15 protein-coding genes are annotated in these 18556 nt (G+C 36.5%); all 15 read left to right on the top strand.

What is annotated here, in order from left to right; genetic code table 11:
• Positions 1 to 609 precede the first annotated feature (609 nt).
• The 15 genes from EV201_RS04350 to EV201_RS04280 all read left to right on the top strand — a co-directional run bounded on the left by EV201_RS04350 (position 610) and on the right by EV201_RS04280 (position 18534).
• Positions 610 to 1248, top strand: a complete 639-nt coding sequence (locus EV201_RS04350; RefSeq protein ID WP_130306168.1) for a hypothetical protein — start codon at positions 610 to 612, stop codon at positions 1246 to 1248.
• A gap of 1169 nt (positions 1249 to 2417) precedes the next feature.
• Positions 2418 to 3077, top strand: coding sequence for a hypothetical protein (locus EV201_RS04345; protein WP_165389578.1), 660 nt, complete (start codon positions 2418 to 2420; stop codon positions 3075 to 3077).
• 231 nt (positions 3078 to 3308) lie between these two features.
• A complete protein-coding gene (locus EV201_RS04340; RefSeq protein ID WP_130306166.1) occupies positions 3309 to 4439 on the top strand; it encodes a transglutaminase domain-containing protein in 1131 nt (376 codons plus the stop codon).
• Between the two features lie 1089 nt (positions 4440 to 5528).
• Positions 5529 to 6449, top strand: a complete 921-nt coding sequence (locus EV201_RS04335) for a peptidase associated/transthyretin-like domain-containing protein (protein WP_130306165.1) — start codon at positions 5529 to 5531, stop codon at positions 6447 to 6449.
• Between the two features lie 388 nt (positions 6450 to 6837).
• Complete coding sequence (locus tag EV201_RS04330) at positions 6838 to 7725, top strand: DnaJ C-terminal domain-containing protein (protein ID WP_130306164.1); 888 nt, start codon at positions 6838 to 6840, stop codon at positions 7723 to 7725.
• A gap of 1 nt (position 7726) precedes the next feature.
• Positions 7727 to 8020: a chaperone modulator CbpM gene (locus EV201_RS04325; protein ID WP_130306163.1), complete on the top strand. Its 294-nt coding sequence runs from the start codon at positions 7727 to 7729 to the stop codon at positions 8018 to 8020.
• Between the two features lie 1092 nt (positions 8021 to 9112).
• Positions 9113 to 9589, top strand: a complete 477-nt coding sequence (locus EV201_RS04320) for a hypothetical protein (RefSeq protein WP_130306162.1) — start codon at positions 9113 to 9115, stop codon at positions 9587 to 9589.
• A gap of 205 nt (positions 9590 to 9794) precedes the next feature.
• A complete protein-coding gene (locus EV201_RS04315; RefSeq protein WP_130306161.1) occupies positions 9795 to 11213 on the top strand; it encodes a hypothetical protein in 1419 nt (472 codons plus the stop codon).
• Positions 11214 to 11329: 116 nt separating this feature from the next.
• Positions 11330 to 12391, top strand: coding sequence for a hypothetical protein (locus tag EV201_RS04310; protein ID WP_130306160.1), 1062 nt, complete (start codon positions 11330 to 11332; stop codon positions 12389 to 12391).
• Positions 12392 to 12439: 48 nt separating this feature from the next.
• Positions 12440 to 13450: a hypothetical protein gene (locus EV201_RS04305; RefSeq protein ID WP_130306159.1), complete on the top strand. Its 1011-nt coding sequence runs from the start codon at positions 12440 to 12442 to the stop codon at positions 13448 to 13450.
• Positions 13451 to 13954: 504 nt separating this feature from the next.
• Positions 13955 to 14332, top strand: coding sequence for a fluoride efflux transporter CrcB (crcB, locus tag EV201_RS04300; protein WP_242610452.1), 378 nt, complete (start codon positions 13955 to 13957; stop codon positions 14330 to 14332).
• 1 nt (position 14333) lies between these two features.
• On the top strand, positions 14334 to 14687 hold the full coding sequence (locus EV201_RS04295; protein ID WP_130306158.1) for a DUF190 domain-containing protein: 354 nt from the start codon (positions 14334 to 14336) through the stop codon (positions 14685 to 14687).
• A 123-nt stretch (positions 14688 to 14810) separates the two neighbouring features.
• A complete protein-coding gene (locus tag EV201_RS04290; protein WP_130306157.1) occupies positions 14811 to 15065 on the top strand; it encodes a hypothetical protein in 255 nt (84 codons plus the stop codon).
• 231 nt (positions 15066 to 15296) lie between these two features.
• Positions 15297 to 17183 carry a DUF4139 domain-containing protein gene (locus EV201_RS04285; protein ID WP_130306156.1) on the top strand — a complete coding sequence of 629 codons (1887 nt, stop codon included), beginning with the start codon at positions 15297 to 15299 and terminating at the stop codon, positions 17181 to 17183.
• A 49-nt stretch (positions 17184 to 17232) separates the two neighbouring features.
• A complete protein-coding gene (locus EV201_RS04280; protein ID WP_130306155.1) occupies positions 17233 to 18534 on the top strand; it encodes an amidohydrolase in 1302 nt (433 codons plus the stop codon).
• Positions 18535 to 18556: the final 22 nt, after the last annotated feature.

Genomic DNA, 18556 nt, shown 5'->3' with positions numbered 1-18556 from the left:
TGTTCTGATTGTAAGTAAGGTTTAGATATCAGGGTATGACTGGTACTTGTTTTTTACCAAACTTGAATCAGGTTAATAAAATTCTCTATCAGTTTCCTTAGTCTTCAAAACCTTTCTCAATTCTAACCACCTCTCCAAAACAAGTTTGGGTACTCCTCCTTGAAAAGGAGGAGAAAGAAGAGCTTTTTAATTTATTGCAAACTCACTCAAAATCAGCTAAGAGTTTTCCTTCTTGATTTCTGAGTTTATTGAAGAGGAGTGGAATTATAAAGAAATAATATGATTTGATTAACTAACAGTTTCCCTTCCTTTATGAGGAGGGGTGGCTTGCGCAGCAAGGCGGGGTGGAGACACATGCCTTAACTTAATTTTATTCTTTCTATTTAACGCCAGCTTATCATTTTGCTTTAATTGAGAATACTGTTTATACAATTGTTTTCATAAATTTGATAGATTCTATTTTTATTGAAAAATAATAGAATAACATAAACCTGTACAATAGATTCTTTATACGGAAATAAATGTCAGGTTTTGTGAATATATAAACAAGTTGGCATTAATTAAAACAGACCCAATTCAAATTACAGATTGGTTAATGATTAGAAGTTTATGAAAGGAAAAGAATTAATTATAGAATTGGCAAAACTATTCGATTCTGACTGGACTCCTTGTAACCAAGGAAATAGTTCAATATGGCTAGAGAAGAAACTTGATGATAAAATTCTCAGCATTAATTTCACAACGACTAGAACATATGAAGGTTTTAAATTCGTTGGAGTTATGTCAGGTTCTGTGAGATTTCTTGAAGTGGAAGATATTCTTTCTGATTTATATAAACAACATGATTTAGGGTATGAATTAAAAACCATTCATACAAGTTCTAAAAGACAAGATTATATAAGTGATTATGAAATTGTAAATGTATCAGATTTAGATAAAATTAAAGATTGGATTACGGAGTCTTACACTAACGATATTGTTTCTTTTTTTGACTCTTATAATACACTAAAGAAGGTAAATGAACAGATTGATTCGCTCAAAAAAGAAGATTTGAGCAGTTTTGTTTTTGCTCCACCCGTGATAAATATTTTTACGATAAAAGGATTGTTAAGAACGAAGGATTTTGGAACTTATTCAAGTTGGGCGTTAGATGTATATGAGCAAATGTCGGTCGGAAAAGAAGATAAGTTTGAAGGTAAGTCACTACGAGTTTTGAAAGAGTTAAAAAAATTACTGACTGAGGAATAACTAATGCCAACAATGTATAAAAAACATAAGTGGCTCAGTGGTTTACGGAATATTTGCACATTTAATCAACTCCGCCAAATCTGCGATTTGACGGTTTGTTTTAAAACTTTAAATTTGTGTCAAAACGCAAATTTGGCTCAGTGCAACTTGACAGGTAAGAGCTTCAAAATCACTTACGATTTTTTATACTGAACGTTAACACACACCACAAATAAAACCTCAGAGAATATGAAATGTTCTGTATGTTCAAGTGAAATAAATGATAAATATTGCTCAAAGTGTGGACAATATTATAATGGTGGTAGAATTAATTTCATAACATTTTTAGGAGATTTATTTGGTAGTATTTTTTCATTAGAAAAATCTTTTTTCCGAAATATTCGAATCGGATTAAGCCAACCCAAAACATTAGTTTTAAACTATTGGAATGGATTTCGGAAATTTTATTACAGTCCTGGAAAATTCTTCACAATGGCATCCTTATTCATTTTATTACATTATATTTTCGCTAAGGATTTTTTAGGAGTTAGTATCACAAGTAAGGCTTCCACTCAATTTATTCTTCTCTCTTTTAATATTTTCATATTAACTTTTTTAAGTTTCATAACCTTTTTTAAATATAAAAGGAACTTATACGAACATCTGGTTTTAAATATTTACAATGTAAGTTTATGGACTATAGTATTTGTTCCAATATCTATAACCTTAAATTTATTAAACACCTCTAATTTTATTGAACAATTTTTTTTCATTCCATACCATTTACTGATTATTATTTGGAATTCAAGAGCATTCGATATGAGTAAACTAAAGCGCATTACTTATGTTATTCTTAATTTAATATTATTTTACGGAATTATATTACTTTTAATATACAAGTTTGGTGAGTTTTGAAAGAATAATTCTTGAAATTGAATAAGAGTTACATTTATGAAATTAATAGAAATATAGAAGAAATTATAAAACACTGTTTACAACAAAAGTTATATGTAATGCGGGGTTAGCGGGTAAATCAATCGCAGTTCTTCGTTGCAACACCGCCAAATCTTTGATTTGTCAATTTATAATTTGAATTAATGTAAATAAAAGTTTTGGCTAAGTGCGGATTTGAAAGTGAATTGTTTCGAAAGCCCACAAAACTTCGCAAGCCCGTTGGCAATAATATAAAAATGACAAAAGAACTAATGACCATAGAAAACTCTCTTATGGAGACGATAAGTGATAATGGAGCTAAAGACATTATCTCTGAAATGGGGGAATTAACTTTAGATGCGATAATTGAAAATGATACTATTGATCAGATTCCTATTATAGGTACTTTAAAAAGTATTTACAAAATTACGAATAGTATCTCTGATCATTTATTCATCCAAAAATTATTGAAATTCATAAATGAACTTGGCAATCTTTCTGAAAAAGAGAAAGCTGAAATGAGATCTAAAATTGATAATGACAAAAAGTATCAAAATAGAATAGGGGAAAGTTTACTCGAAATAATTAATAAGATTGACGACTCGGATAAACCAGAAATAATTGCCAAAATTTTTAAATCATTTATTAGTGGTTTTATTGAATTAGAAGAATTTATAGAATTCTCTCAAATTGTTAATCGGTCATATTTACCAGATTTAATGAACTTGTGCATTTTTAATTCTGGACAAACTTTATCTAATGAGTACAGTGGTAGTTTGTTGAGCGCTGGTCTAATACAAATTAGACAAGTTACTAGTTCTGGTGAGGTTAGTTTGAGAAGTTTATCTGAGCAAGAACCTTATGAATATATATTGAATTCAAAAGGTGAAAAGTTAAATGCTATACTTATTTCTTGAGAGGGATAAAATACTATTGCCAACAAAAGCTAAATTTCATGGGCGTTGATGAGCAGTTTGAAAGTTTAGTTCAATTAATAAACACCAGCAAGCCAATTAAATTGGTTTGTTCAAAATATAAACAAATATATGCGGCTTACTTCTTTAACGGTTTACTCATTTCGTTTCGTGAGCTCCCTTTGGTTGTTGGTAATACAGCACTAACCTTTTACAAATAATGAAATATAAACTATGAAACTTAAAATCCTAATCCTTATTGTGCTAGTGATTTCAACACAAGCAATAGTTGCACAAAGTGAACTGAAGACTGTAAAAGCAAACTCACCACAAGTTGATATTAAAGATGGCAATACTCTGAAAAAAAATGCTTGGAGAATTGCACCAGATGCTAATCCGGATATTTATACGACGTCAGCAAAAAAGGTAACCTTTTATACAGATATCGATTCAATCTCATTTGATATTGAACCTAACCAACAATATGATTTTGTTATTTTACTTAATGAGAAAGATTCGGCAAGAACTCGAATAGTTTGGGAGCCATCAAAATTAGAAGTATTAAGAAAAGCGAGCGAATATAATAATTCAGATAATCGCTATATTCCCGAATTTACATACCAATCTCAGGATAATTCAAATCTTATTAAAACTCGGGAAACCTTAAAATTAGACTCGATAGCAGGAAATGGAAGTGAACTTTTACAGATTTTTAATCTTTTGCATTGGGTTCATAATATCGTAAAACACGATGGAAATAGCTATAATCCAAAGAATAAGAATGCTATTGAATTAGTGAATGCTTGTAAAATTGAAAATCGCGGAATAAACTGTAGAATGATGGCAACAATGCTCAATGAATGCTATTTATCTATGGGAATTAAATCAAGGTATATCACCTGTATGCCTAGAGAAACTAAATTTAATGATTGCCACGTAATAAATATGGTTTACAGCACAGAGTTGAACAAATGGATTTGGATTGATCCAACATTTGATGCGTATGTAATGGACGAAAAAGGGAATTTGCTTGGTATTCAAGAAGTCAGGGAAAGACTAATCCAAGGGCTACCATTAGTTCTGAATGCTGATGCAAACTGGAATAGAACGAACTTACAGTCAAAAGAACATTATTTAGAATTTTATATGGCTAAAAACCTTTACAGACTTCAAGTTCCATTAATAAGTGGTTATAATACTGAAACTTCGGAAAGTGGAAAAGAGATCACATATATTGAACTTTTGCCTTTAGATGGGATTGAGCAAAATCCGCAAAAAAGTGAATTTACAAATAATAAGACAGGTGTGAAATTTGTGAATTATAAGACAAATAATTCTGATCTATTTTGGGCTAAACCTGAATAATAAGCACTAATGCTCAATATTTTGTTTTAAGTAATGGCAGGGCAAGTGCCCTCTACCAATTACCGCAAACCTCAAAGAAATAACCCAAAGCTCGTCAGCTTTGGGTTTTTTAATGCCCACTCATCAGCTCCCTATCTTTGGCTCATTTTAGGTGTGAAAACTATAAAACAATAAGATATCTTCGTTTTCGAATAGTGTTCTGTTTAGCTGATGTTTAGGGAAAAAGATCAGGATTGAAATGGAGTGTGAATATTTTTTGAAATTATTTGATACGCAAATAACAGATTCTTAATTGTTCGGGAATCTCAATAAAATCAGAGGGTTGAAACATACTTTAATGCATGTTTTTAGTTGATGAATGAGCTTTTTTTCCTGACAAGTGAATTTTTGGTTTGGAGCTTAAAGAATAATTTATTTAACTTTGTTGTAGAAAATGATCCATAGCTTATTAAGTATCTGAATCATAAGTTTGACTTATAAGAGCTATTAATTCTCTAAAAGTTTCTTCCGGAAGAGCTTTTTATATTGATTTTAAGTAATCGGTATACTTATAATTTAACAATCCCACCAAAAATTGGAAATAAGACGCCTTTTATTTCTAAACGGAGGTTTCTGATTTCGACTCAGAATCTGATGTTGTTAATTTGTTTGTTTTTATTTCCTCGATAGAGGAAGTTGTTTTTAACATTGATAAAAATGATTCTGACATAAAATAGGACGTTTATAACACAGAAAATCAAATCTTTTCATTCGTGTTTCGAGTAGGTCGCACAGGCCTTTGTGTTGATGACATAGACTGTGGTGTTGGTGCATAAACCTCTAGGTTTGATGATAGAAATGCCCGGGGTTGCGAAACAGATGGCGGTGAGGATAATATGGCTTATGGCGATGGCAACACAGAGGCCTGTGTTTATGACACAGAAATTGATTGGTTAGATTGTTCAACCTTTAAATTATAAGTATTCTGTTTTTTGTTTAGAATGATGGAAAGGATTAAGCGTATACAATTTTGAAGTTTAAGAGAGCTCGGTTTATAAGCATTTTTGCGAAATGTGATAGACTAATTATTAATCTTTTAAATCTGAAGTTATGAATAAGAAATTTATACCCGTACAAAAAATGTTGTACCAGTTTAATGATTTTGTAACAGAATTTAAGTCAAAATTAGAGGCGATCCCATTGGTTTGGACGCTTATAGGCAAGTTGTTGAAGTTGGGAGTCGATCTTAATGAAGCTATTTTGATTCAAACAGCCGATAACAGGGGATACACCCTTGCCAAAACACAGCGACGAGAAAATTTGGCTCATAGTTTAATCAGTATTATGAACCTGATTTATACCAACTGTTTAAATAAGAATCAGTTGAATGATATTGAGAACTACAAGAGTACCTATAAAAAATTGCTGCGGATGTCGTTTCTGAACATAAAGCATAAGGCAGTTAGTATTATTGAGTACTGTGATATGAATACTGAAAGCCTGGCAGAGATGGGCATTAGTGCTGAAATGCTTCAGTTGTTAAAGGACAATTGTTCGGCTCTGGAGTCATATATGGCTTTGCCTCAGGAGATGATTAAGAAAAAGGAAAGTGCCACGCTCACAATCGAAAGTCTGGCTAAGGAAATAGATCGTTTACAGATCGATCAGTTGAATAAACTGATGGAGAGTTTCTTCAAGTTATCCGATCCTGAAGTTTATGCCGCTTATTTGCAGGCGGTCCGACGGGAACGCATCGCAAGTAGAAAAATGGCCCTAATCGGGTCGGTGAAGGATAGTCGGACCAGAAAACCCGTTCCGAATGCCCGGGTTTTGATTCCAGAGGCTGAGATTGTGCATAGCATAAGAGGTGCAGAAGGTGGTTTTCGCATTTCACATCTCGATGCCGGGACTTTTCCAATTGAATTTAGTGCAACCAATTATAAAAGCCAGATCATTACACTGGTTCACAATTTTGGTGTGACCGATCGTCTGGATGTGTTTCTGGAACCGGCATCTATTGATCACCTCTGATTTTTTTGGGGGTGACGATAGCTTGTGTAAATGTTTGATTCTTTGGTGGGATTGGCATTTACATATCAGTAAAAGGTGTGATTGGAGAAAATCACACCTTTTTTATGCCTCTCATTAAGGATTCCTAATTATGTAGATGGGTTCTATTTTAGATATGTTTCTGATTTTGCGATAGTTCGATTGATTGTTTGCTTTTAAAATTTTGTAATTTAAGTTGTAATCTGTAAGTTGAGATATCAGTGGGGACCCTATTGATTATGGGAAAACTTGAAGGTGCTTGTTCGGTGATTTTCTTGTGTTGCTTATAGATTGATAGCATTATAAAAAGAAAGTGCATGGTCCTTAAAAAGACCTGTATGCCCAATAAAAATAAACTAAAAATAATTTAATGGCATTTATAGATTATTATAAGATTTTGGGCGTTTCGAAAACCGCAAGTGTAAAGGAAATTAAAGCGGCCTATCGAAAACTCGCCCGGAAATATCATCCGGATTTAAACCCCGACAATAAGGAAGCTGAGATCAAATTCAAAGAAATAAATGAAGCCTACCAAGTGTTGAGCGTGCCCGAAAATCGCAATAAATATGATAAGTATGGTAAGGATTGGAAACAGGGTGAGGAATATGAAAAAGCCCAATATCAAAGGCAACAACAGTCTCAGCATGGATTTGCTCAGCAAGGGTTTTCAGGTCAGGAATATTCGGATTTTTTTGAGTCTATGTTTGGAGGAAAACGATCTTCTTACAGGCAGGCTCATTATCCCAAATTTAAAGGTCAGGATTATCATGCCGAATTGCATTTGGATTTAAAAGACGTTTATACAACGCATAAGCGGGTATTAACTGTAAATGATAACAATATACGGCTGACCATACCCGCAGGTGTGGAGAATGGTCAGGTGATTAAAATAAAAGGAAAGGGAGGCCAGGGATTGAATGGCGGACCCAATGGCGATCTGTACATTAAGTTTATCATTATCAATCGGACACAATTTAAACGGGATGGTAATAATTTATATTTAAATGTTTATCTAAACCTGTACACGTCACTTTTAGGCGGCGAGATTATGGTGGATACTTTTGATGGCAAAGTGAAACTAAAAATAGCACCTGAAACACAAAACGAAACTAAAGTAAAGTTGAAAGGGAAGGGCTTTCCTGTTTATAAGAAGGAGGGCGAATTTGGCGATCTCATAATCACCTACCTGATTAAGATTCCTACAAACCTGAGCGAGAAAGAAAAGGAGCTATTTAAAGAATTACAAAAAATAGGCTAATATGGAAAAGAATTTAATTGAAATAACCACCCTTTGTTCGCACTACGAGATTGAATTTTCATTTATTGATGCTTTGTACCAAACAGGACTGATTCAAATTGTAATCATTGAACAAGATCAATTTATACATCAGGACCAAATAAGTGACCTCGAAAAAATGATCCGTTTGCATCACGAGCTAAACGTTAATATTGAAGGCATCGATGTCGTATTTAATCTTTTAGAGAAAGAAAAGGCATTGAGAGACGAATTAAATGCTTTGAGAAACAGATTAAGACTTTATGAAAACGATTAAGTCAAATTTGTTGTCGGTTTGCTCCAAACTTCTGCAGGAGCATAAGGGGAGCAATTCCGGGAAAGGCTCCTGAGGGAACTGGTGTATGTCCTGGCGTCTTGTTTGCCCTCTTGTTTTATTATCTGATGACTTATAAAGCCTTGGGGTGCGAATCGTTTTTTCAGAATATCGCACCAAGTTCTCAACGTCCCGTTCTTTCTGAAGCTTTCGTAAAACGAATATGGCTTAAAAGGGGCCATCTTTTGAGCCGATCATAAATAAGCCTTCCACGAATAGACTACAGCCAAACATTTTAGTGTCAATCCCATGAGAAATTCCAGTGAAGACATTTAGGGCCTTCTTGTTATTGAATAGACCCCATCCAATTGAATTGTTAAATCCGGATAAATATTCGTTTTCGAATAGTGAGTTTCAATACGAAATAAAGAAATACATCCTGATATAAAAAAAAATCGTTCTGTTCGAAAATAGAGTGAGTCTGTAGTAAAATCAATACATCTAATGTGTCGTGAATGTTGTTTTTTCATTGATAAGTGACCGAATTTCAGTGGTTAATGTTTAGTCGATTTGGAGTTTAAAGTTTTTTTTCTTTAACTTTATTTTAGAATATGATATACAGCTTTTTAGCTGTTTGAATTATTGAATTGAATCAAAAATAACGGTTGTTCTTATAAAAGCTTTATGTGTTGGTTTTATAAAGGTACAGCAGGTTTATTTTAACGATCCCACCAAAAAGAAGAAATAAGATTCTCCCTTTTTCTTCACAGATGACCTCGATTTTAAATCAAGGTCTAAGTCATGCCGTATAACTTTTTTGTAGTAATTGATATGTTTTATAGAGATTCAATTTTAAACACGAATGCATTATCGGTTTTATGTTGCCGATTTGAGTTAAAACCCCTTAAAATAAGAGATATAAAAAAGAATCGTTTAATGAATAGAGATTTAAAAAAGGAAGGAGGTCAAGTGACTAAAGCTTAAGCATAAGCGAATATCACAAGATATAGGTTTTAAGTGCGAATTAAGTATCCATATCATGTGAGCAGTCGCCTATGCCGTACTCAATTTTAAAATAAAATTAAAAACAAAATTATGAAAATTTCAGAATTACTAGCTAGCGCTAAAAAAGAAACTGGTGTCAATTTTAATGGCCTATTAAGAAAAACAGCTCGTATTAAGCACGGTATGGGGGCAGATCTAAGTGACATTTTAGGTTGGGATATTGTTTTGCGTTCAAAGGATGGGGACTGTTATTCTTATTATTCCGCTCAGGCGCCTTTGATGGGAACAACAATGGCACAACCGGTTATGTGTCCGCTTGGAATTGTGGCGTTTGACGACTATAAAATTGGAATTAAAGAAGCCATTCAAATTTTCCACACACAAAATGGAGGCGATAAATTTACTCAGATTTGCTTAAGCTGGCCTTTGGTTCATCCTGCTGCAATTGAACCGCACTGGCATTTTAGAACCAATTTAGGTAATGATGTTGTTATTGGAGCGAACTCGGGTCAAATCAATTGGGCTGAAGCGAGAAGCTTGACCAATCAGATGGCGAAACAACACTAGTTGAAGGTTTATATTCCGGCGTTTCCCGGAGCATTCTCAGGTCTTTTCCTACGAAAAAATCGGATGATTATACCGAAGCAATGAGGTTTCGTAGCTGATTTGCAAAGGGGCATGATTGATATAGTACATGCAGAGGTTTTTTATCATGTAGCTGTCCCTTTAGGCCTGATTTAATTAATTCATTTAATCTATTAAAATTGAAATTATGACACCTGATAAAGAAAAACAAGTTCTTGAAAGTTTATACGATCGTCTTTTTGATGCCATCACATACTCGCCTGATGGTAAGGTTGCTTCCTGGCATAAGGATACAACCTTTATTCAATTTGCAAAGAATATTGTCATCAATCCTGATGATTTTGTGGATATGATGAATCCGGGAAATCCCAATGGAAGTTTAACCAAAGCTGAACTCTTTTCGGCGATGGTAGATGCTTTGCCAAACACCGATGCCATGTGGAGCGATTCGGGTCAAAAAATATCGGATGTATACGGGACTATCGTTCGAGGTGCGAACTCGGATAGTAAACCCAATCCCGACCAGCAGAAACTCTATCAGCAGGCTTTCAATTTCCTTAATGTGGAAGTTGAGAAGAAGACAATGAGTGGGGTTAAAACTGTGACCGAACCCAGTCCTGAGGCTGATGCTTACGATGAGGCACAAGCGGCTTATATTACGGCTGTTGGTGGATATCGTACGGCTTATGATGGTTACGATTTGGACAAAAAAGAAGATCAAAGAGCTTGGAATGCTGTTGCACCCGGGCTGCAGCTGACTCTGGATCAGGCATGGAACAAGTGGGTTCGTGCAAGCAAAGCCGAAGTTGAAGAGGCTCAGAATGCCCTTGTGTCTACCATCAACGATGCGGTTAAATATGTAATTGCTGAAAGCATTAAGATGATTAATGAACAGCATCAAATGGCACCATCTACACCTGGTGGCAACCCATGGCTGCCTTCGTATGCCTTGCCTACCAATTGGTACGATGACAGCTGTAAGGCTTCAAAACTAACATTCAAAAGCTCTTATTTAAATAAAACAGCCAGTAGTTCTGCGACTCAATATGCGTCAGAAGCTAGTGGAAGCTGGGGCTTGTGGCATGCTTCAGGTGGTGTTTCCGGAAGTTCAGAAGAGCAGCGATCGCATATGGATGCTGAAAATTTAACACTGGAAGCCGAACTGATTAATGTAACCATTAAGCGTTCATGGTTCAATCCATTGATTCTGAAAATGAAGGATTGGTTTGTGAATGGTATTGAGAAGGGTGGCATTTCAAATGCTCAAATTGAAAACCTATTGGGGATTATGCCATTAATTCCAACCGGTTTTATTATTGCTCGTAATGTGAAAATTACAGCCGATTTTTCTTCTGAAGATAAAAGCTTTATTGCGAAATCAATTTCGACCAAAGCTTCAGGCGGATGGGGACCATTCAGTGTGAGCGGAAGTTATTCTCATAGTTCGTCGAAAAGCAATTTCCAGGCGAAATTTGATGGGGGAACACTTGAGTTGCCAGGACTTCAGTTGATTGGATGGATCAATAGCATCATGCCTTATAGTCCACCGGAAGCTGCAAAACAACTTGAAAGTGCCAATCAACAAGGCGAAGCAAAATTATTTTAATTCCCCTTGATAGATCAAAAGAGGTGAGTCTGTAGCTCACCTCTTATTAAACCTGCCTTATGAGAGTAAAGTTTGAAAAGCTTGTTTACAGCTTGTAATGATTTAGAAAAAAGACGATGGATTTAATAAAAGCAATAGCCAATTCAGTCAAAATACCCAGAGCGAGCGAATTCGAGACCGCCGATTTGAGATCAGCTGAAAAAGCAGGTCTGAGCTTTTCCGGCAACCAGTTTGCCTCAGGTTTTCAGCAGGCTTCCTCCTTGATCGGAAATCCTTCCCTGGCTGGCAATGTACTTGATGTCCAGCCGCAAAACAAACCCATTTTTCAATTGAATCAACTGCCCGTTAGTCTTGATCCTGATGCTTATAAAGACGCGAGATCCGGTTCCAATCCCAATGGCGATTTGAAACCCCTGTTTGCTTTTCGACAATTGGTTGATCCGGTTCCAAAATTCGATCCGAATTATTTTGCATCCTCATATTCAACCGAAATGTTGTATGCCAATTTTCTGAATGGGGCCACCATTCTGAGAAACGACCCCTTTGTCAGTGGTGTGATCGCCAATGCCAAAAAACAATTCGAAGAAGAATATTTTCAGGATATGGATGGCACCTCCGGTGATTGGAGACCTGTTTATGCCAGTCCTGAAGATTGGGCGACGGCTGATATTAGCCGTTTTAGTGAGGTGTCGGTTGATCTAAACAACAGTTCTGAGAATGGTCTTTTTGGAACGATTCAAGGAAAAGAAAAGCTGCAATGGAATTTGGGAGGGCAAACAACTCAGGCAATGAACCCTGAAACGAAAATTGAATCCCTCGACATGAAATACCTTTTTGTTGAGTTTCGACGCCCCTGGTTTAATCTTCTTTTGTTTAAAATGAATCAGTGGTACTTGTCAGGTCAGCAGGCCGGTTTTTGTTCTTCGGGTTCATCTAAGGTAAACGAGGGAGCCTTTCCTCTGATTCCTACAGGCATGCTGATTGCCAGAGACGTTAAATTGAATGCCAACTGGCACCAGGATGATAAAACGATTATGGATAAGTCGTTGGCCAGTAGCGATACGGCCTATTTGGGGCCTTTTCTGATGTCAGGGCCTGCGTCCCATAAGCCTTCCATACAGATCATTGCATGGGTTAGCGAGGTGATTCCCTTATCTCCCAAAGTTGATGCGCCTTAAAATTATCTTAAACTATCGTATTTCTATTACATCTATTATTCAATTATTATGAGCAAAAAAACAAGAGTTATTATCGTTGTCAATAAGTACTGGGAGTGTGATCCGGTTTGTTGGGTGTTGACCAACAAATATATCAACGAACAATGTGGTATCGAGTTGGATGCCCGGCTAACTTGCCTGACTTATCCTTCCTACGGACCCGTGAAATCTACTCGTGCTGAGGATACTCTTCCAAGATTGGTTTTGGATACAGATTTCAAAACAATTGAAGTTTGGTGTATATCCGATTTGTTGAGTTGCAGCCCTGAGGAATTCCAATCGAGTTCGGAAGAAAAAATGAAGCTTCTGCCTATCATTTTTAAGTACGACATAGAAAAGAAAATTGAATTGGTTGTTGCAGTAGGAACGGCCTCTTCAGGTCCGGGGCTGGCCCATAATCCCGTTTTTAAATCGTCCAATATTAATGGTTCGGTGGTGATTGGGAGTCGGGTGTTTATGCACAATGGTGGCGATGATCAATCAAAGAGCCATTACCAATGTCATTCCTGGGATAAAATTATGGAATCAGGATCGACCACTTTTATTGATCAGCTGAAGGCTGTGGATTTTACAGATTACAGTCAATTAATGCTTTGTCCTCCCACCAATCCTGCATTGGAGGGTCAGCAGGTTTATGTAGATAAAGATTTTGTTGCCTTGGGTGATGTGAATGTAACCGATTATAGCCTATATGCCCAAAAGGATGGAGAAACCGGTGCGGCCTTCGCGGCTCACTATCCTCATGACCCCAACGGGGTTTCATTGGAGACAACCCATTGTCTGATTTATAAGGCTGCAAAAGATCACCTTAAGAAACACAAACCACCCTTCATTTTTGTGAGTGGAGAGGTTGATCGCTACAAGATGTTTGCGACTGATGTGAATCCCAAAGTGTATGCTCAAAATGTTTCGGGTGCACACAATGCGGGTGTAGCCGTCGCTCTTATTGTTTCGTTGCTGAATAAACAAGCGCATGAAATTCATACGGACTCCAAAAGGGAAATGACTCAGTGTATTTGATCTGTTATAATTGATAAGATCCCTTGGGCTTAAGGTTTAAAAACAAGTTTGAAGCAAGTCCGGTGAGAGGGATTTTGATGGAGAAACTAAAGGTGTGGGGGGAGTCCCGCACCTTTTTTATGTGCTGTTTTTTGTCCGATTTATTGGGCATTGAGCCTCGTCGAAATGTGCTTGAGTATGGAACGTCTTATGTTTTAGAAATTCACCTTTGATTCCTTTCATTTTTGTGTCGATTCTTCTGTTAGTCATAATTATATAGAAGGGTTCTATTTTATGTTTCTTGTATATTTTACTCAGCTTTAATTTATTGTTTGCTTTTGAATTTTATTAATTTAGGAATGCTGTAATTCGAAGCAATTTGTCTGACTGTGAACGTCGGCAATCGTTCTATGTGTATCTTTTAAGAAGTTTGTGTTGTATCAACAGTAGAATTTGAAAATTAAAAACGATCTCATGTAAAATGACACCTTTATTGCAGCTGTTTATAAAAAACTCAAATATATCATGATTAAGAACATCTTGTTAATTGGAATCGGAGGGTTTGTTGGAAGTGTTGCAAGATATTTTCTTTCAAGGCTGAATCTCAATATTGCTTTTTTTGCCATTCCCATTGGAACCCTTAGTGTGAATGTGCTGGGGAGTTTTATTATCGGTCTTTTAATGGGTATTTCAGATAAGAGTACCATTCTGACCGCAGATCTCAGGTTATTATTAATGGTTGGCCTTTGTGGTGGGTTTACAACATTTTCAAGTTTCACCAGTGAGAATCTCATGTTGATGCATAACGGGCAATTTCTCTCGGTGTTTTTATATACGGCTCTGAGTATTTTATTCGGTTTTCTAGCCGTTTATCTGGGTTTCATCACATCAAACTTATTGTAATATGGAGTCAAAAGATTATAGCGTTTTAAAAATATACGCAAGTTCGACAGACAAAATGGGAATGAAATTGCTTTATGAACACATTGTGTATCTGGCAAAGGAGAAAGGGATATCCGGAGTAACCGTGTATCGTGGTGTTATGGGGTACGGATTAAGCAGCACCCATATTAGCTCTTCAAAGTTTTGGGAACTGACCGAGAAATTGCCCATAATGATTGAAATGGTTGATGAAACGGAAATGCTTGAGACCTTTTATCAGTTGATTGAACCTGAACTCTTAAAAATGCCTAAGGGTTGCCTGGTTTATCTTGAGCCCATTAAAATTAAATTATTGAAGTCGGGCATAAAGAAATAAAGGCTGGTATGAGTGTTTTGTATCCTGTAAGGCGTTGTAATTTAGAAGATTTGAAATGAGAGAGATTGGGGCATCTTGATTTCTCATCCGTTAAAACCTAACCACATATTAAAACCTAAAATAATGAAACAAGACAAGCTAGCTGCTTTGAGTTTGGAAAGACTCAAACTTAAGAAGAGAACTTACATTATGCTTCTCACCATATTTGCCGTGCTCTTGAGTTTGCTTATTGTGCTGACAACTTTTATGTATTTTACTACTGGTTTCACGCCTTTACTGTTCGTTCCAATAGCTCTGTTTCCTTTGTTTGTGATGGGTTGTAAAGACCTTAGGGCTATATATAAGGAGATTGAGTATCGATCTGTTTCATCAAGTTAGTTTGAGTTTTTACAAGAAGTTTTAAAGATAAAGGAGGCCTGTTAGTTTGATGAAAATATCAGATTAACAGAATCTGCTTGCCTTCGTGTCTCAGGCACTCATTCTTTCTTTCGACTTCCTTTTGTAAGCTCGGGCAACGCGATCAGGAACCCAAGGGAGGAGTATGAGGGGTGAATTTGTTTGATGGGATGATTTTGCTAATAAAGAATATTGACTATAAATTGATTAGGAATGAAAGTGTTTAATTTAATTGTTTTGTGCTTGCTATTTGGTCATACATATGCAAGTGAATTTAATAAGAAAGAAGTTAAAACAGAGGTTAAGGCTGCGACTGTATTTATTGAGGGAGCTCAGCTTTCTCGTGAAAAATCAGTTGAACTGATGCCAGGAGTCACTCTTTTAACGTTCGTAAACCTGTCACCTTTTATTGATGCAAAAAGTGTACAGGTAAAAGCTATTGGTGATGTAACTGTTTTGTCGGTAAATCATCAGCAAAATTTTATTGATAAGCTTGATAAACCCAAGGAGATTATAGCTATTGAATCGAAGCTTAAGGATTTAAATAAACAGTTGAGGTTGGAAGAAGTCTACATGTCTATTATCAATGAAGAACTGAGCTTATTAAAAGAGAATTGTGCCATAAGTGGTAAGTACAATCAGGTTAGTATGGCTAATTTGAAAGAAGCCTCTGATTTTTATAGTACGAAGTTAACAGCTTTGAAATTGAAGAAGATTGAAAGGGAAAATACCCAATCTGAATTGATGAAGAAACGCTCAGGTCTTGAGAATCAATTGAAAACGATTAGTAGTAAAAAAATCTATGCCAATGGTGAAATTGTGGTAAAAGTAGAAGCAAAATCAAAAACGATTTCAAAATTTGAACTGTCGTACTTTGTTGGGAATGCGGGGTGGTTTCCATCCTATGACATACGTGCTAAAAACATCAATGAACCACTAGAGTTGATTTACAAGGCAAATCTTCGACAAGATACCAAGGTGGCCTGGAATAATGTGAAACTTAAGTTTTCTTCATCAAATCCAAAGATCTCAGGTGTGGCCCCGGAGCTGAAACCTTATTTTTTAGATTACAATTCGCATCCTCCTGTATATAACAGATCGATCAATTTGGTTAGTGGGCAAGTTGTTTCCGCTGATGATGGTTTGGCTCTTCCAGGTGTAAGTGTTTTTGTTGTTGGTTCAACAATCGGAGCTGTGACGGATATCAATGGAAGATATTCCATCACGCTTCCTGCCAATTCAAATCAATTGACTTATTCTTTTGTTGGTATGAAATCTCAAACCTTAGCTGTAAGCAGTTCGGTAATGAATGTCACTCTAGAGACAGAGAATGTTGGTATGGATGAGGTTGTTGTTACGGGATATGGCGTTTCTAAGCGAAATTTGAGAGCACTTCAAGGTCAGGTTGCTGGTGTAAATATAAAGAAAAAAGAAAGAGTTAAAAGCAGAAGCAACTCAAGTCTTTCTATTCCTTTTCAGACTAGGGAAAAACAAATGAACGTCGAGTTTGAGATTCAAACACCTTATTCTGTGAAATCTGATAATAAAAATTATTCGGTTGATATGGCTGTTTATGAACTGCCAGCATCTTATCAGTATTTCTGTATTCCTAAAATTAATCAGGATGCTTTCTTGATAGCAAATATCAATGAATGGGGAAAATACAAATTGCTCGAAGGGGAAGCGAATATCTTTTTCGAAGGAACTTTTGTTGGGAAAACACTTTTAGATATTCAAAATGCATCAGATACTTTGCAAATTTCAATGGGAAGCGATAAGAATGTAAGTATTAAGCGTGAGAAATTAAAAGATTTTACCACCAGACAATTTATTGGCTCAAAAAAGGAAGAAGCTCGTGCATGGAGAACAACTATCAAGAATAACAAGAGTCAAACTATTCAGATGATTGTACTCGATCAGGTTCCTGTTTCTCAACTCGAAGAAATTGAGGTTGAAATTCAAAAGATAAGTGGTGCTAAGCAGGATAAAGAGCAGGGCGAAATAAAGTGGGAATTTAGCTTAGAACCGACGAAGAAAAAAGAACTGGAATTAAGATATTCTGTGAAATATCCAAAATCAAGACGATTGATAATTGAGTAAGTCGTTATTGAATTATTGCTTTATTTTGTACTGTAAAGAATAATTTGGGATGATAAATAAGTCTATTGAGAAAAAAACGATTGCCTACCGCAGGCATTTTCATTTGCAGCCTGAATTGGCTTGGCTCGAATATGCCACCGCAGCTTTTATTGCTGATGAATTAGAGGCACTGGGATTTGAGGTAAAAAAGGGGGCCGAAGTGATGCAGGCTTCTGGCCTGATGGGTTTGCCTTCGGAGCAGGAGAATAAACTTGCTTTTGAAAGGGCAGAACAGCTCTATGGTACAGAAAAGCTGAAACCCTTTGCCAATCATTGTACAGCGGTTGCGGGCATACTCGATTGTGGTGAGGGACCTACTATTGCTCTTCGTTTTGATATGGATGCTTTGCCCATAGAAGAGGCGATGACAGAGAATCACATCCCCTTTGATAAGGGCTTTGTGTCTGAGAATTGTGCTGTCATGCATGCTTGCGGACACGATGCCCATTCGGCTATTGGCTTGGGAGTTGCACATTACCTTGGTACGCATTCAGATCAGATTAAAGGAAAAATTATATTGTTATTCCAACCCGCCGAAGAGGGGGTTAGAGGGGCTGCTGCTATTGTGAAATCGGGTTTTCTAAAAGATGTGGACTACCTTCTGGCTGCTCACTTGTGGAGTAATATGCCTTTGGGAAAACTGGTCTGTTCCCAGAATGGAACCGCAGCGACCGATAAGCTGGATGTTATTTTTTATGGGCAAGCGGCTCATGCTGGTATTTGTCCCGAAAAAGGGAATAATGCCATATTGGCTGCAGCAAACTGCATTGTAGGCTTGCATGCGATACAATATCAGGGTGAGGGTTTCAGTCGAGTCAATGTTGGGCGAGTGGAAGGTGGAACTGCTCGAAATATTATAGCTGACAAAGCAAGTCTGGAGCTTGAATTGCGGGCTAATAATCAGGAACGAGAAAGTCTATTGTTTAAGGAGGCTCAGGAAATTATAGCTTCATCTGCCCGTCAGCAGAATTGTCGCTTTGAGATTCTTAAGCAGGGGCAAGCTTCAGGAGCTGTGGGCGATAGTGCACTTGCTGAATGCATTAAATCAGAGGCTGAAAAGATTTCGTTTTTTTCTGATATTGTTTTGTCGGATGAGGTCAATCGGGGGAGTGAAGATTTTACCTCACTGATGCATCAGGTGCAGAACAGGGGAGGGAAAGCTTGTTTTATAGGTGTTGGAGCTTCCTTAAACACGAAGTGTTTGCAACATCACACCCCTGATTTTGATATCGATGAACGAGCCTTATTGCCAAGCGTTGAATTGTTTTTTAATCTCGCTAAAATGCTTACGAATCAAATAAAACAGATCTGAAAAGATTGTCTGATAAAACTGG

This window comes from Ancylomarina subtilis (genome assembly GCF_004217115.1).
GTDB classification, from domain to species: domain Bacteria; phylum Bacteroidota; class Bacteroidia; order Bacteroidales; family Marinifilaceae; genus Ancylomarina; species Ancylomarina subtilis.
This window is presented reverse-complemented; position numbering and strand designations above follow the sequence as displayed.